This window comes from Neobacillus niacini NBRC 15566 (genome assembly GCF_001591505.1).
Lineage (GTDB): Bacteria > Bacillota > Bacilli > Bacillales > Cytobacillaceae > Neobacillus > Neobacillus niacini.
Map to the genome: position 1 here is coordinate 37,114 of NZ_BCVA01000019.1, position 15,489 is coordinate 52,602.

Sequence of the window (15,489 nt, forward strand, 5' to 3'; positions counted from 1 at the left end):
AGGCCTCTTTTTGTTAACTAGAAAGGGTGTATTAGAAATGAATGAAATGATCTCTACTATATTAAATCATCGGTCTATCCGTGATTTTAAGGACAAGCAGTTAAGTGATGAACAAATTAAAACAATTGTTTCTTGTGCACAAGCTGCGTCTACATCTAGTTTTATACAGGCATATTCGATAATAGGCATAAAGAATAAGGATAAAAAGCAAAAGCTTGCTGAGTTAGCAGGAAACCAAGAATATGTTGCTCAAAATGGTCATCTGTTTGTCTTCTGTGCCGATCTAAGCCGACATGAATTTATTGGAGAAATGGAAGGAAAAGATGTTAAGGCTTCGATTGAAAGTACAGAGAAATTTATGGTTGCTCTCATTGATGCATCGTTAGCTGCACAGAATGCTGCTATTGCTGCAGAATCGTTGGGCTTAGGAATTTGTTACATAGGTGGAATCCGTAATAATCTGCAGGCAGTTCAGGAATTATTAAAAACACCAGAGAGAGTAATTCCTCTGTTTGGAATGACAGTAGGTTATCCGGAGAAAATAAATGACCAAAAGCCAAGACTACCTTTTGAACATATCTATCATGAGGAAGAATATGAACAGGATAAGGATACTTACGTGCGTCAGCTTCAAGAATATAATCAAGTAATTTCAAGTTATTATGATGAGAGGACAGGTGGAAAACGAAAAGATCGCTGGTCAGAGCAGATGGCGAACATGCTAGAAAAACAAACGAGGATGTATATGAAGGAATTTGTTCAAAAAAATAAAATGAACTTGAGATAAAGTACAGTTTTTACAGTGAAGCGTACAGTTTCTACCAAAAAGCATACAGATCATACAAAAAAGTGTACAGCTTTTACAAAAAAGCATACAGTTCATACAAAAAAGTGTACAGCTATTACAAAAAAGCATACAGTTCATACAAAAAAGCATACAGCTTCTACAAAAATCCCACAAATCGCATACCGTTCTTTTAAAATAATAAAGGCTGCCTCATGGGCAGCCTATTTTAATCTAAAACTTTATTTATTTGAACCTGGCTTATCATTATAACCTGCTGTAAAGATAGCTGCTAGAAACGCCACCATAACCAAAACAATTAGAAATGTTCCCATGCTTATGTAAAGCCTCCTTAATTTTAAGATATTTCTTTAATTAGACACATATACTTTATTATAGCCTATCTTAAAAAAATGAAAAGCACAATATTCCATTCTTTTCATAAAACAAAAAAGATAGGCAGGAATCATTCATCGAGACGCATGTTCAAGTGACCAAGTGCATAGAGTATATTAATCGTCTCTGATAACGCTACAGGGGGAGGGCCTTATGGATATTCTAAAAAAAATCGAGATGTTTAGAGAAGAGGAAGAAAAGCTTCGTTGGGAAGGTTCATTTGGGGATTATTTACAGTTGTTAAAAGAGAAGCCATGGGTTGCACAGTCGGCACATTCACGGGTATACAATATGATCAAAGACTCTGGGATTGAGGAAGTTAAGGGAACAAAGCAATACAATTTCTTTAGTAATCAACTATTTGGTTTAGAGGAGTCACTTGAAAGGCTCGTGGAGGAATACTTCCATCCTGCAGCCAAACGACTGGACGTAAGAAAACGAATTTTGCTATTAATGGGTCCCGTAAGTGGAGGGAAATCTACTCTTGTTACCATGCTAAAACGTGGGTTAGAGGCCTATTCTCATACGGATAGGGGATCAGTATTTGCAATTAAAGGCTGCCCAATGCATGAAGATCCGCTTCATTTAATCCCGCATCACTTACGTCGAGATTTTTATGAGGAGTACGGTATTCGAATTGAAGGAAATCTTTCACCATTAAATATGATGCGCCTCGAACAGGAGTATGGTGGAAGAATTGAAGATGTATTAGTAGAAAGAATCTTTTTCTCCGAAGATAAGCGTACCGGAATTGGAACGTTCAGTCCTTCTGATCCGAAGTCACAGGATATTGCCGATTTAACAGGAAGCATTGACTTTTCAACGATTGCCGAATTCGGATCTGAGTCAGACCCGCGTGCTTACCGCTTTGACGGAGAATTAAACAAAGCGAACCGTGGGATGATGGAATTCCAGGAAATGTTGAAGTGTGATGAAAAGTTCCTCTGGCACCTGCTTTCATTAACACAGGAAGGCAACTTTAAAGCTGGAAGGTTCGCACTTATTTCAGCAGATGAGCTCATTGTCGCCCACACGAATGAGACGGAATATCGTTCTTTTATCTCGAATAAGAAAAATGAGGCCTTGCATTCGCGGATTATCGTAATGCCAATCCCTTATAACTTAAAAGTTTCACAGGAAGAAAGAATCTATGAAAAGATGATTAGTGAAAGTGATGTATCGGATGTTCATATAGCCCCGCATACATTACGAGTTGCTGCGATGTTTACCATCTTAACTCGTCTGAAGGAGCCAAAAAAGGGTGATATCGATTTAGTTAAGAAAATGCGTCTGTACGATGGTGAAAATGTGGAAGGTTTCAACGCGGTTGATGTCAGCGAACTAAAGAAAGAATATCCGGATGAGGGTATGAGTGGTATTGATCCGCGTTACGTAATTAATAGAATCTCATCTACCATCATTCGCAAGGAAGTACCTTCTATTAATGCCTTGGATGTGTTGCGATCATTAAAAGACGGATTGGATCAACATCCTTCTATTACAGCGGAGCTTCGTGAGCGCTATATGAATTATATCTCGGTTGCTCGAAAAGAGTATGATAATATCGCTAAAAACGAAGTTCAAAAAGCATTTGTTTATTCGTATGAAGAATCCGCTAAAACGCTAATGGATAATTACCTTGATAATGTTGAGGCTTACTGTAATAAAGCTAAGCTTCGTGATCCATTAACTGGTGAAGAAATCAATCCAGATGAAAAATTAATGCGATCCATTGAAGAACAAATTGGTATTTCTGAAAACGCCAAAAAAGCGTTCAGAGAAGAAATTTTGATTCGAATTTCTGCATTTGCTAGAAAAGGGAAACGATTCGATTACAACTCACATGACAGGCTTCGAGAAGCGATTCAAAAGAAATTATTTGCTGACCTTAAAGATGTTGTGAAGATTACCACTTCCTCCAAGACACCTGATGAACAGCAATTAAAGAAGATTAACGATGTTGTTGCTAGATTAATTGACGAACACGGCTATAATTCAACATCAGCAAATGAGCTATTACGGTATGTAGGCAGCTTATTAAACCGTTAAAGAGATAGAAAATAGGAGGGACTGGCGGAAGGAATCTGCCAGTCTGTTTTTTTCAATCCGGGACACCCAGCAAAAGGCGAAATGTATGGAAGACAAATCAACGAACTAGTCATGCTCGTCCATTTTTAAGAGTATAAGCCTAATTGTCAAAATAATTTGTAAATTATTTGCGGTTTCTGCATAGGATAAAGTAATCAATATTATATGTATTTTTACACTCGGGTTATTTTATGACAGTTGAAAAAAAATGTGACTTTGGAAAATAAAAAATTTATAAGGAGGGGTTTACATTGTCTGACAACAACCATCAATTTGTGATTTCAAGAGAAGATTGGTCCCTCCACCGCAAAGGCCACGATGACCAACAAAGGCATCAAGAAAAAGTCCAGGAGGCAATTCGAAACAATCTTCCTGACTTAATTACAGAAGAAAGCATCATAATGTCTAATGGACGTGATGTGGTGAAAATTCCAATTCGTTCACTAGACGAATATAAAATCCGCTACAATTATGATAAGAACAAACACGTGGGCCAAGGTGACGGTGAGAGCCAAGTAGGTGACGTAATTGCTCGTGACGGATCAAGTCAGCAAAAGGGTCCAGGAAAAGGGCAAGGTGCTGGGGATCAAGCAGGTGAAGATTACTTTGAAGCAGAAGTTTCGTTAATGGAATTAGAGGAAGCTTTGTTTAAACAACTAGAGCTTCCAAATCTTAAAAGAAAAGAAGAGCAAGAGCACTTAGTTGAAAATATTGAATTCAATGATATTCGTAAAACAGGACTTATGGGTAATATTGATAAAAAGCGTACCATGATGTCTGCATTTAAGAGAAATGCGATGACTGGGAAACCTGCATTCCATCCTATTTATAAGGAAGATTTGAAATTTAAGACTTGGAATGAAATAATAAAACCGGATTCCAAGGCAGTCGTGATTGCCATGATGGATACGAGTGGATCTATGGGGATATGGGAAAAGTATATGGCTAGAAGCTTTTTCTTTTGGATGACCCGTTTCTTACGTACAAAATATGAAACAGTTGAAATTGAATTTATTGCCCATCATACAGAAGCTAAGGTTGTAACAGAAGAGGATTTCTTCTCCAAGGGTGAAAGCGGAGGAACGATCTGTTCGTCTGCATACCGAAAAGCTTTAGAAATCATCGATGCTAAATATAATCCACGTAAGTTCAACATCTATCCATTCCACTTTTCTGATGGTGATAATCTAACATCTGATAATGCTCGCTGCGTCAAGCTGGTTGAAGAACTCATGAAAGTTTCAAACATGTTTGGCTATGGAGAGGTAAATCAGTATAATCGTCATTCTACATTAATGTCAGCTTATAAGAATATCAAGGATGAGCAGTTCCGCTATTATATTCTCAAGCAAAAAGCGGATGTATTCCATGCGATGAAAAGCTTTTTCCAAAAAGAAGAAAATAAGATGTATGCTTAACCAAAAATCGACAGGTACAACGCCTGTCGATTTCTTTTATTTAAGTTAAATTTTATATTTCTTTAACGAGGTAACGGTAGGGAATTTAATATAAAAGGTTGTGCCAGCATTAAGCTCGCTTTCTACTCGGATGAAACCATGCATAGCACGTACGATACTATAAACGACCATCATTCCGAGCCCGGTACCGTTCTTTCCTTTTGTTGAATAATACGGTTCACCGAGCCGTTCAAGTTGTTCGGAATTCATGCCAACTCCTGTATCTTTGATACAAATCGTGACATAATCTTGACTAAAGTCCGTTTCAATAGATAATTGCCCGCCATTCGGCATTGCCTCAACAGCATTTTTGAGAATATTAATAAAGCACTGGCGGAATCGTTGTCGATCACCCTTAATGAATCCAATCACTGAAAAATTAGTGATGATTTCTACTGAATTTTGATTTGCCATCGGAGTTAGGATGCTAATGATTTGCTTTAGTTCATTTTTAACATTCAGTTCTTCAATGGATACTAAAGATGGCTTCGCAAATGTTAAATAATCTTGAATGACTCTTTCGGCAGAATTTAGTTCATCTTTTACAATCGATAAATACTCTCTGCGTTTATGTCTCGGTAAATAATCATCGTTGAGTAATTGGACAAACCCGCTTGCAGCGGTCAGCGGATTCCGTATTTCATGAGAAATAGCCGCACCCATTTGTTCTACAGCTTTTAGTTTTTCTACTTTTATTAATTCAGACTTAAGCTCCACACTTTTTTTGATATATTCAATAGAATAGGCAATGAGTCCAATACCTAACGGGGGAATCACAAAGTAGGCAAGCAAAACATCATACCAAGGACTGCCCGTATATCTAATCAATTCTCCCCCGGTGGTAAGGATCCCTAGTATTATTCCTAAACAAATAGCTACAGAGATTCGGCGGTTGGAAGATTGTTTCCAAAACCAAGGAGTTAATCGAAAAAATACAATTGCAAGTGGAACATAGAGAAGGATTGTTGCAACCAAACCTGTGTCCAAGCCATAAAAGGTTCTTATGATTACCATGGCAATAACAGTAATAAGTCCGATTCCAAGATATAAACCGCCAATGACGATTGGAATAATCCTTAAATCATATCGTGCGTAGGGAACGGGATTATAGGCGAACTGAATACAAATCCATAAAATTAGGACAGAAATGATAATCATAGTTGTTTTAGATAACGTAAATTTCCTGCTTCGATCTAGCCAAATTAAGCAAAAGAGGAGCAATATTATTAAAATGGAAAGATTCAAGAAAAGGTGTTTAGTAATTTCCATCTATTTTTCACCGTCCCAAGGGCTTATAAGAAAAATTTTACATTTAACTTTGTCCTATTACAACTAAATTTACTAATTATTTTGAATAAATAACGAAATGAGAAGGAAAATGTAGAAATATGTATAAAAACGGAGGGATAACAATCCTTCCGTTTTTTTTTTATGTAGTTGAAATGGTATTGCGCCCTTTAGTTTTTGAGATATACAAACAAGTATCCGCTATATGAATTAAATCGTTTGGCTGCGTTTCCGAGCTTGGAATCATTGAGGCAAGACCAATACTGATTGTTACGATATCCGCTACTTCAGAACTACTATGATCAATTTTAAGAGATTGGACTTTATTTTGAATCAATTTAGCGATAGCGACGCCCTGATCCAACTTTGTCTTAGTGAAGATAATGGCAAATTCCTCACCACCATATCGACAAAATGTGCTATATGGGTTATTAGCAATAAGGTCTTTTATTGCAGAAGTAATGACTTGCAGGCATTGGTCTCCAGCAAGGTGCCCGTACGTATCATTGTACTTTTTAAAATAATCAATATCAAACATTAAAAGAGTTAGTGGTGAGTTAGTTGTAAGCAGGTTCGACCATTCCTTGCTCAGAACTTCATCAAAGTATCTTCTGTTACCAATTCCTGTAAGTCCATCCATATAAGAAAGACGGTTTAGAAACTGATTTGCTTTATTTAGCTCCTGTTCACTTTCTTGTAATTTTATTAGACTAAGATGTAATTCTCTTACAGCTGAATTTGAGTTCGCGATGTAAATGGATAAGTGATAGGAGAAGAATCCACCAAATAAGGAGATAAGATAATGCATCATTAAAACATTTAAAAGCGTGTTTGTATCTTCTATATAAAGGGTAAAGACAATGGAAACAAAAAATAAACCGATTAGGTTCATGTAAAATGCTTTTAAGGTGGGATGAAAGTTTAATTTAGAAAACCCGCCACACACTATACCAGTTAGTAATGCACTGATTGCCGCAACAATTGCTGTGTCAGTTAAACCAAAGAGTACTATTCTTCCTATAGCAATTAAACTAGAAGCAATGATTGCAGGAACCCATCCTCCGAAAGCAGCTGCAATGACGATTGCAAGATGACGTAAATCAGCTATGGTAGTGGGATTAATTTGAAAGCTAAATAGCATTAATATAATTCCTAAAACGCCATAGCAAATACCCCAATAGAGTTTTGACTTAAATGACGAGGATGGATGTAATGGTTTGTTTTTTAGAATTTGACCCATAACTGTAAATGAAGCAATCAGTATAGTTATATTTGAAAAAAAGTCTTTTAACATTCTGTTCTCCTATAATTTTCTTCCATCAACTTATTATAGAAGAAAAATATTATTCTGTGAACGAGCAGGTGTAGATATTTCTTAAAAAAGAATATTTGTGGTAACATCCGAAAACTATAAAGATGAGTAAGTTATTGGGGAGGTTCTAATGAATAGTAGAGCTACAATCTTTACCTTGTTGGTTATTGTTATCATTTGTTCACCCTTTTTTGTTGATGCACATGTAAAGTGGTTTACAGAAGTTACACCAGAAAAAGAAGATATCGAACATATCCTATCTCCAATGTTTATGACCATTACCGTTTTGGTTGCGACATTGCTAGCTGTATTGACACAGCTGTTGCCAATACTTGATAAAATTCCAATTACACAAAAAATTGACAGTGTATTGGATAAATACAGAAAATCCTCTAGATATATTTTAAAATATGGTACAGCCATTGCGTTAATCATTCAGGTTGGGGCAGGGACCATTTTTGCGCCCGAATTTGCTATCACAAACGATGTGATACGAATTTTAATGTGGGTAACCATTATCCTCCTATTGATACCTATACATTATGCGACAAAAGCTGGTGCTATTATCTTGTTGGGGTTATTTATTTACCAATTAACCCATTCTGGTTTATTTCATATGCTAGATTATGGTTTTTATCTAGCTATTGTTGGTGTACTATTAGTCGGCAAAACGAAACTCGAAGATTGGGGATTTCCGTTTCTTTATTTGGGGACAGGATTGTCACTATGCTGGGTAGCTGTTGAGAAATGGGTTTATCCTTCAATGAGTATGATATAATTCATCAGCACGGTGTTCCCACTTTTGGATTTCCCGCAGCTACATTTATAGTACTGGCTGCATTTATCGAATTTGTTGTGGGTTATTTGCTAATCGTAGGAATTCTAAATCGTCTGTTAGCTTTTGTCCTGACATTGATCTTTATTTCAACAACCATGTTGTTCGGTGTAACAGAGATTATTGGACACCTGATGATTCATATCGTTTTAATTATCTTCATTATAGAGGGAGTATCGTTTTATGACCCGCCAATTAACATACATAGAACAAAAATTTCTCAAATGGTATTTGTATTCTTAAATTTTGTATTTACACTTGCAACCTTCCTACTGATATACTATCGTTTTGCCTAACGAAAAAGCTTCCTCTTGAAGGAAGCTTTTCTTACTGCAGCTGTGGGTATTAATATGGATTAGCGGCACTAATTTGGCGCTGATTCTTATAAGTTGACTATACTATTTTTTTGTGTGAATATTCCTTATCCAATGGCGCGAACTTTGTTTCCCAAATTTCCTTCATTTTGCTTCTGCCTTTGTCAATTTCAGGATTAAATTGTATCGTTGCCTGTTCTCTCACAGAACGAACCTGTTGGACTGCCTGTTGGAGCTGTTGGTCGATGGTGCTTGAAACTTTACCGGCATGGTTGGCGATGGCTATTCCTGCAATGGTTCCTTGGGCCATGGAGATCTTCCCGCTTTCGATACCAGTGATATTCCCAGCTACAAAAAGTCCTCCGAGTGGGGTTTCCATCGTTTCCGAGTGGCAGGGAACATGCCCACCCAGTTCAGGAATGTACTCGAAAGGACATCCTGCAACAGCAGCCAACTCTGCAAGAGGATATAATCCTCCGGCAATGCAAACAAAATCAGCCTCGTAAAGGACTTCTGTTCCTGGTATCACTTGACCGGCAGCATCCGTATTAGCCACTTTAACACCCTCAACCTGCTCTTTCCCAACAATCTCCACTGCTGCTATCCGCAGTTGAAGCGGCGTGCCATTAACCTTCATTCCACTTTTAGGATAAAAGTGAATGGCCATTTTTCTCAGCCAATTATTTTTCATAAAATGGCTCCCGAACCGCATCAGCGGGGATGGTGCAAGATGGGCTGCATGTAATAGTGTCTTCAACACCTCTTCCGGTTCCCCAGCTTTCCCGCTAATCGAATTTTTTTCAGGAAGGATAATCCGGTCGACGTTTATACCAGCCAGTTGCAGCTCATTTAAAATCGCAAAAGATAAAATATTAGCCCCGATAATAATCCCCTTTTTCCCAACTTGTACTCGATGAACATTTGTCATTACCTGTGCGGCCCCAATTGACATCACCCCGGGAAGCGTCCAGCCAGGAACAGGTACTGGATATTCTGCTGCGCCAGTAGCGACCAGCACATACCGAGCAGTAAGGGTCCCGATGTTTGTGTGGACATTCCAGAGGTTTTCATCTTTCTCTAAGTTGTATACCGATACACCACAGCGGATATCCACAGATAAATTATTTGCTTCCAAAAATAGCCGTTCCGATTCTTTCATGCCATTCCACCATTCTCCAGATGGTTCCTGGTGCAACTGTCCAAGTAATCTACCGCCCGGTTTGATAAATTCGTCTAGAACGGTTACGCTCAGGCCGTTGCTTGCAGAAGCAATAGCTCCTGCTAATCCTGCAGGACCAGCCCCAATCACAATCACATCACTCATCCCTGTTCCACCATCCTTTTGACTATATTTGGTAGCTGTTTTCCACTCTCCACGACCATGTCGTTTTCTACAACTGTTAAGCATGCTCGAACGTTTGCCTGTCCATTAACGGTTACCCGGCACTCCATACAGTGGCCGATATTGCAATAAATCCCTCGAGGTGTTCCGCTTTCTTCGTGAACACGCAGCTTTCTTACTCCGTTTGCAAGTAGAGCGGCGGCGATGGTCTCATGTTTATAGGCTTCATAGGTAGTTCCATCATATTGGAAGGGAATCGTTTTTCGATCTGTTATTTTTCCTAGGATGGGGTGATCTAATATTCTATTCATTGGTTTTCACCTACTGATCCAAAAGTCACAGGTCTAACTGGAGGCTGATATTTTAACAGGATGTCCCCCGCAGAAGCATTTGGAACTGTATTTTCGATGATTTTATCCACCGAAACCCTGCATGTTCTTCCACCACAAAATCCCATACCGGCACGGGTTCTCAATTTTAATTCTCTTGCTGTACACTTATGCTCCTTTGCTGTCGATAGAAGCTCACCATAGGTAACTTCTTCACAACGGCAAATGACCATGTTTTCCATGTTAATCATTAGAATTCCTCCTTCTGAAGTATCTACCTATTTACCATGCAAAAAATGTACCAACTTTTAAGAGAGGGGTTATGTTAATCCAATCCAAGTCGCTTCAATCGGTTGTATAGTGTTGCCCTTGTGATGCCGAGCCTCCTCGAACACTCTAATTTATTTCCATTTACAATCTTTAATGCTCTTTCAATTACTCTCTTTTCATATTGATCCATTTCTTCCTGGAGGGATAAAATGGTGTGGTTTGTTTCTATATTTTCAATCTCGTCCGGGAGAGTAGGGGTGTTTTGGACTTTATCAGAGGCTGTAAATAGTAAGTACTCTTTCCTGATGACCCCATCTGTCGCAAAAACGACAAGCCGTTCCACCATATTTCGAAGTTCACGAATATTCCCTGGCCATTCATAGCGTAGCATTGTCTGCATTACCTCAGGTGAAAAGTCATGAATTGGCCGCTGATAGTTTTGAGAAAACTCATTTAAATAATGGTGGGTCAGTTCGATAATATCCTCCCGCCTTTCTCTTAATGGAGGGATATAGAGCGTCACAACATTTAACCGGTAATATAAATCTTCACGAAATTTCTCTTGCTTCATTAATTCAAGTAAATCCCGATTAGTTGCGGCAATGACCCGGAAATCGATATTGATTTCTTTTTCGCCCCCAACACGGTAAAATTTCCGTTCCTGAAGCACTCGAAGCAGTTTTACCTGCATTTCTAGCGGCATTTCACCAATTTCATCAAGAAATAATGTTCCACCCTTTGCAAGCTCAATTTTTCCTTTTTTGCCTTTATAATCGGCACCGGAAAAGGCGCCACGTTCATACCCAAATAGTTCACTTTCAAAAAGTGATGCCGGTATTGCCCCACAGTTGATCGTAATAAAAGGGGCATTGGGTTTTTCACTAGCTTCATGAATAGCTTTGGCAAAAACTTCTTTACCGACACCGCTTTCCCCTAAAATCAACACGGTTGATTTAACCGTACATACTTTTCTAGCGATTCCGATCGTTTCCTGAATGGCAGAACTTTTCCCTTTTATAAACCGAAAGGAATCGTCGTAATGTTTATACTTTGCCACTTCTTGTTCTAAACGACGAACTTCATTGGACATGTTAAATAACTTTTCATTCAACATGACTTGATTGGTCACATCAGTTTCGGAAGCAACAGCTCCGATAATACGACTTTCAAAGTACACTGGATTGGTATTAATTAATACAAATAAATCGGACCGAGGCTGATGGTACTGTGCGGTAATGCGCTTTCCTTTTTGTAACGTTTGCAAGATTTCTAGTTTGTTTTTGTCAAAAAAATCTGTAATGGGTTTACCGATAATTTCCTGATGTGGAACAGAGAAGATTTTCTCCGCTCCTTTTGTCCAAGTACGGACATATTCATCAGCATCGATCACACTAACGGATGAATCCGTTGTTTGAATAACAGTTTCATAGAATGCTAGCAGCTGCCTATAAATCTTACTGAGGAATTCAATCATTTGACCAGCTGTGATGCAGGCGGATAGCTGCTTGTTTTGGTTAAGAAGAACTACTACTGAATGGTGCTTAAATGCTTGAATGAGAGTGTCGATAGAATCATCCTCATTGATGATTTTACAAGGAATCTGTGATGTGTTTTCTGAGGGGGTGTAATAAATCTTTCCATTACACTGTGTTAGGTGTTCAAGAGATGATGCGGGACCCGGGAAGTTGTTCAATACATCTTTGGCAGATTGGATGAAAAAAACCATGAGCTCCTCCTTAAGGTATGTATAAAAATATTTACACTGTATAAATGATTATACACCCTGTGTCAAAAAATTTTAAATATTCCTAATTAATCTAGAAACAGGGGCTATGCTGTTTTGGCATGGTTATTGCATTGAATTAAGTGAGATTTCTTGGAAGGGGGAAGGAATGATGAAACACTGTGACATTCTCGTAGTTGGCGGGGGAATCATTGGATGTGCTATAGCCTATTATGTATCCAAATCAGGCAGGGATGTCACTGTCATTGAAAAAGGGGAATTTGTCAGCGGCACATCTTCCCGTTGTGATGGAAATATTTTAGCGATTGATAAAGATCCCGGGTTTGATAGTCAAATGTCTTTAGTCAGTCAACGTTTGGTAGACGACTTGAGCATGGAACTTGAACATAAGTTTGAATATCGTGCACCTGGCAGCATCCTCGTTTGTGAGTCCGAGGACGAGATGGTGGCTGCTCAAAAATGGGTTGATCGTCAAAAGGCAGCCGGATTAGCGTTTAGAATGCTGGATCGCGAGGATATACGTCAGGAGTCACCTTTCTTTGCGAATGATTTATTAGGGGGATTAGAGTGTGCAACGGATTCAACCGTTAATCCGTATATGCTTGCATTTGCGTTACTAGAGAAAGCAAAGAAGCAAGGCGTAAAGGCATTTAAGCAAACAGAGGTAAAAGAAATAAAAAGAGAACATGGTATTTTTGTTGTTGAAACATCTAATGGAGTATTTACTGCCAATCATGTCGTGAATGCAGCTGGTGTATGGTCACCTAGAATTGGCGAGATGCTTGATCTTTCTATCCCTATCAAACCAAGAAAAGGCCATATTATCGTGGCATCAAGACAGCAGCATGTCGGCTCCCGAAAAGTAATGGAGTTTGGCTACTTGATTTCAAAGTTTGGCGGGGAGCGCCGGGTAGATCCGTTAACAGAGAAATATGGAGTGGCACTTGTATTCGAACCAACTGAAAGTCAAAACTTCTTAATCGGCAGCAGCCGTGAATTTGTGGGCTTTAATACAAAAGTAAACAATGAAATCATTAAGTCTATTGCCAATCGAGCAATTCGTTTTTATCCCAAAATGGCAGATATGATGGTGATTCGTTCCTACGCAGGATTGCGTCCTTGGACAGAAGATCATCTGCCAATCGTTTCAAGGGTTGAGGGAATTCCAAATTTCTATATTGCTGCTGGTCATGAGGGGGATGGTATTAGTCTTGCTGCTGTAACTGGGAAAGTGGTGGAGGAACTTATTAACGAAAAAGACACTTGCATTGCAACTGAACCGCTTCGTTTTGAGCGTTTTAAAGAAAGGGTGTGTACAATATGAGGGCAGATAAAGTATTTACTACGATTGATACTCACACAGGGGGCAATCCAACACGAACTGTCATTAGCGGTCTTCCAAACCTAATTGGGGAAAACATGTCTGAAAAAATGCTTTACATGAAAAGGGAATATGATTGGATCCGCAAATTATTAATGAATGAACCAAGGGGTCATGATGTCATGTCAGGTGCCTTACTTACTGAGCCGTGTCATCCAGAGGCCGATATCGGGGTCATCTACATTGAAACAGGTGGTTATTTGCCAATGTGCGGACATGATACAATTGGCGTTTGCACAGCCCTCATTGAATCAGGGCTCATTCCTGTTCAAGAGCCTGTTACTTCTTTGAATCTAGATACTCCAGCAGGTCTTGTTAGTGTACAAGTTGCTGTAGAAAACGGAAAAGCGGTGGAAGTTTCTTTTTGCAATATCCCTGCCTTTCTATTAAAAAGTGTTTCGATGGACATAGAAGGAATAGGGAAAGTAGATGCTGACATCGCCTATGGCGGGAATTTCTATGCAATTATTAACGCACAATCAGTCGGCTTAGATTTAACACCGGAAAATGCCTCAACCATAATTGAGAAAGCGATTACAATCAGAAATGCCATTAACGAGAGTACCGATATTGTTCATCCAAGATATCCATTCATTAAAGGATTAACCCATGTTGAATTTTTTACTGACCCAACACATGTAGCGGCGGATGTGAAAAATACAGTGATCGTCCCGCCAGGAGGGATTGACCGCTCGCCGTGTGGTACAGGTACATCTGCAAAGCTTGCTGTTATGTATGCGAAGCAGCAGATTGAAATTGGTGAGGAATTTGTACATGAAAGTATTGTGGGGTCACTTTTCCGTGGGAAGATTCTTGAAACAACTAATGTAGAAGGAATTGAGGCAGTAGTGACTAGAATTACGGGTTCTGCTTGGCTAATGGGAATGCATCGATTCTTTTACCACGAGGAAGACCCATTAAAAGAAGGGTTCCTGCTGATTCCCCCGATGAATGAACATGAAATGGAGGACGTAAAGTGAAAATTGAAAAAGCCTATTCTTCCATAGATGTTCACGTTGCCGGAGAGGCCTTTCGAATCATCCGGAATGCACCGCTGGTCCATTATCAAACCTTGGAAGAGCTATATGAACTGTTCCCCCAGGTTTATAAAGAGGAACAAAATTTATTATTAAATGAACCTCGCGGGTTTGCCGGATTGAATGGCTGTATTGTCGTACCGCCGCTCAATCGAGAGGCTGATGCTGCTGTCGTATTTTTCAATCATTATGGAACAGTCCCTGTCCATTACAGTGGTTTGACTGCTGTGATAACGGCTTTATTAGAATGCGGTGACCTAAAACCTAGAGATACAAGCCGATATAAAATTGAAACCGTGACGGGCATTGTCTCCATTACAGCGGTAATGAAAGGGGATGAAGTTAATTCCGTTACGATGGAGAGCGGTTTCTGTCAGGTTATTGGGAAAGAGGAATCTTTATCAGCATTAACTGCAAACTATACACTTGTTCAATCTGATCAGACTTATGCCGTCTTTCGGAAACAGGACTTCCCATTGGAAATTCAAATTGAAGAATTAGCAGATTTGCGAAAATGGGGGCAAACAGTTCTGAAAAACTTAAGTCCAGATGTAAAAGGCGCCATATTAGTTGATGAGTCTAGGATTGCTGAGGGGCACATTAAATCTATCACCTTTCGGGATGACTTATTCATAGTCCGATCTCCAGGTTTTGGACCGACACTAGCTGTTTTTACTTGTCTACTTTCATCCGGAGCCATCTCGAAACAGGAGTCATTGGTGAATGAAAGCATTTATGAAAGTCAATTGGAAGTACAGGTTTCAGAACGGAAGGAATCTAGTTATCAATTTACCATGACTAGCCGTGGATTTATTACCGGTATGCAGACGTTTATCTTGGATCCGACAGACCCATTAGCGGCTGGATTTTTATTGAAATAATAGGATTTTAATAGAGATAAAATAAAAAATTT

Annotated in this window: 14 protein-coding genes; 8 read left to right on the forward strand and 6 right to left on the reverse strand. The window is 39.0% G+C overall.

The features are described from left to right. Positions 1-37: 37 nt before the first annotated feature. From nfsA to yhbH, 3 genes are all read left to right on the forward strand, one after another. Positions 38-787, forward strand: coding sequence for an oxygen-insensitive NADPH nitroreductase (gene nfsA, locus BANA01_RS15100; protein ID WP_034674473.1), 750 nt, complete (start codon positions 38-40; stop codon positions 785-787). 546 nt (positions 788-1,333) lie between these two features. Beyond that, positions 1,334-3,229 (forward strand): PrkA family serine protein kinase, encoded by a 1,896-nt coding sequence (locus tag BANA01_RS15105; protein WP_034674469.1) that lies wholly within the window; start codon positions 1,334-1,336, stop codon positions 3,227-3,229. 290 nt (positions 3,230-3,519) lie between these two features. Then, positions 3,520-4,686, forward strand: coding sequence for a sporulation protein YhbH (gene yhbH / locus BANA01_RS15110; RefSeq protein WP_034674467.1), 1,167 nt, complete (start codon positions 3,520-3,522; stop codon positions 4,684-4,686). A 45-nt stretch (positions 4,687-4,731) separates the two neighbouring features. Here the strand turns inward: yhbH and BANA01_RS15115 are convergent, their stop codons facing one another. Further along, the gene (locus BANA01_RS15115; protein WP_235847155.1) at positions 4,732-5,883 is read right to left on the reverse strand and encodes a sensor histidine kinase; all 1,152 of its coding nucleotides are present in this window, start codon (positions 5,881-5,883) and stop codon (positions 4,732-4,734) included. Between the two features lie 271 nt (positions 5,884-6,154). Beyond that, the gene (locus BANA01_RS15120) at positions 6,155-7,306 is read right to left on the reverse strand and encodes a GGDEF domain-containing protein (RefSeq protein WP_063253667.1); all 1,152 of its coding nucleotides are present in this window, start codon (positions 7,304-7,306) and stop codon (positions 6,155-6,157) included. Between the two features lie 148 nt (positions 7,307-7,454). Between BANA01_RS15120 and BANA01_RS30390 the strand changes: the two genes are divergently transcribed. Further along, complete coding sequence (locus BANA01_RS30390; RefSeq protein WP_235847156.1) at positions 7,455-8,102, forward strand: hypothetical protein; 648 nt, start codon at positions 7,455-7,457, stop codon at positions 8,100-8,102. Further along, positions 8,072-8,455 (forward strand): DoxX family membrane protein, encoded by a 384-nt coding sequence (locus BANA01_RS30395; protein ID WP_235847157.1) that lies wholly within the window; start codon positions 8,072-8,074, stop codon positions 8,453-8,455. The genes BANA01_RS30390 and BANA01_RS30395 overlap by 31 nt, the downstream gene beginning before the upstream one ends. 97 nt (positions 8,456-8,552) lie before the next feature. On the opposite strand, the gene BANA01_RS15130 is transcribed toward BANA01_RS30395, so the two are convergent. The 4 genes from BANA01_RS15130 to BANA01_RS15145 all read right to left on the reverse strand — a co-directional run bounded on the left by BANA01_RS15130 (position 8,553) and on the right by BANA01_RS15145 (position 12,140). Then, complete coding sequence (locus BANA01_RS15130; RefSeq protein WP_063253668.1) at positions 8,553-9,797, reverse strand: NAD(P)/FAD-dependent oxidoreductase; 1,245 nt, start codon at positions 9,795-9,797, stop codon at positions 8,553-8,555. Next, on the reverse strand, positions 9,794-10,126 hold the full coding sequence (locus tag BANA01_RS15135; protein ID WP_063253669.1) for a (2Fe-2S)-binding protein: 333 nt from the start codon (positions 10,124-10,126) through the stop codon (positions 9,794-9,796). The genes BANA01_RS15130 and BANA01_RS15135 overlap by 4 nt, the downstream gene beginning before the upstream one ends. After that, positions 10,123-10,395 carry a (2Fe-2S)-binding protein gene (locus tag BANA01_RS15140; protein ID WP_063253670.1) on the reverse strand — a complete coding sequence of 91 codons (273 nt, stop codon included), beginning with the start codon at positions 10,393-10,395 and terminating at the stop codon, positions 10,123-10,125. Before BANA01_RS15140 ends, BANA01_RS15135 begins: the two co-directional genes overlap by 4 nt. Before the next feature lie 74 nt (positions 10,396-10,469). Next, complete coding sequence (locus BANA01_RS15145; protein ID WP_063253671.1) at positions 10,470-12,140, reverse strand: sigma-54 interaction domain-containing protein; 1,671 nt, start codon at positions 12,138-12,140, stop codon at positions 10,470-10,472. Between the two features lie 169 nt (positions 12,141-12,309). On the opposite strand from BANA01_RS15145, the gene BANA01_RS15150 reads away from it, so the two are divergent. Genes BANA01_RS15150 through BANA01_RS15160 form a run of 3 tightly spaced genes read left to right on the forward strand, consistent with a single transcriptional unit; the run spans position 12,310 to position 15,457 of the window. After that, entirely contained in the window at positions 12,310-13,482 is a 1,173-nt protein-coding gene (locus BANA01_RS15150; protein WP_063253672.1) for an NAD(P)/FAD-dependent oxidoreductase, read from the forward strand. Beyond that, positions 13,479-14,519 (forward strand): proline racemase family protein, encoded by a 1,041-nt coding sequence (locus BANA01_RS15155; RefSeq protein WP_063253673.1) that lies wholly within the window; start codon positions 13,479-13,481, stop codon positions 14,517-14,519. Before BANA01_RS15150 ends, BANA01_RS15155 begins: the two co-directional genes overlap by 4 nt. Continuing rightward, positions 14,516-15,457: a proline racemase family protein gene (locus tag BANA01_RS15160; RefSeq protein WP_063253674.1), complete on the forward strand. Its 942-nt coding sequence runs from the start codon at positions 14,516-14,518 to the stop codon at positions 15,455-15,457. Before BANA01_RS15155 ends, BANA01_RS15160 begins: the two co-directional genes overlap by 4 nt. The last annotated feature ends 32 nt before the right edge of the window (positions 15,458-15,489 follow it).

What these genes read in the sequence shown, in the direction of transcription:
- nfsA (WP_034674473.1), top strand. Translation starts at nt 38, where the DNA reads ATGAATGAAATGATCTCTACTATATTAAATCATCGGTCTATCCGTGAT.
- BANA01_RS15105 (WP_034674469.1), top strand. Translation starts at nt 1,334, where the DNA reads ATGGATATTCTAAAAAAAATCGAGATGTTTAGAGAAGAGGAAGAAAAG.
- BANA01_RS15115 (WP_235847155.1), bottom strand. Translation starts at nt 5,883, where the DNA reads ATGATTATCATTTCTGTCCTAATTTTATGGATTTGTATTCAGTTCGCC.
- BANA01_RS15120 (WP_063253667.1), bottom strand. Translation starts at nt 7,306, where the DNA reads ATGTTAAAAGACTTTTTTTCAAATATAACTATACTGATTGCTTCATTT.
- BANA01_RS30390 (WP_235847156.1), top strand. Translation starts at nt 7,455, where the DNA reads ATGAATAGTAGAGCTACAATCTTTACCTTGTTGGTTATTGTTATCATT.
- BANA01_RS30395 (WP_235847157.1), top strand. Translation starts at nt 8,072, where the DNA reads ATGGGTTTATCCTTCAATGAGTATGATATAATTCATCAGCACGGTGTT.
- BANA01_RS15130 (WP_063253668.1), bottom strand. Translation starts at nt 9,797, where the DNA reads ATGAGTGATGTGATTGTGATTGGGGCTGGTCCTGCAGGATTAGCAGGA.
- BANA01_RS15135 (WP_063253669.1), bottom strand. Translation starts at nt 10,126, where the DNA reads ATGAATAGAATATTAGATCACCCCATCCTAGGAAAAATAACAGATCGA.
- BANA01_RS15140 (WP_063253670.1), bottom strand. Translation starts at nt 10,395, where the DNA reads ATGATTAACATGGAAAACATGGTCATTTGCCGTTGTGAAGAAGTTACC.
- BANA01_RS15145 (WP_063253671.1), bottom strand. Translation starts at nt 12,140, where the DNA reads ATGGTTTTTTTCATCCAATCTGCCAAAGATGTATTGAACAACTTCCCG.
- BANA01_RS15150 (WP_063253672.1), top strand. Translation starts at nt 12,310, where the DNA reads ATGAAACACTGTGACATTCTCGTAGTTGGCGGGGGAATCATTGGATGT.
- BANA01_RS15155 (WP_063253673.1), top strand. Translation starts at nt 13,479, where the DNA reads ATGAGGGCAGATAAAGTATTTACTACGATTGATACTCACACAGGGGGC.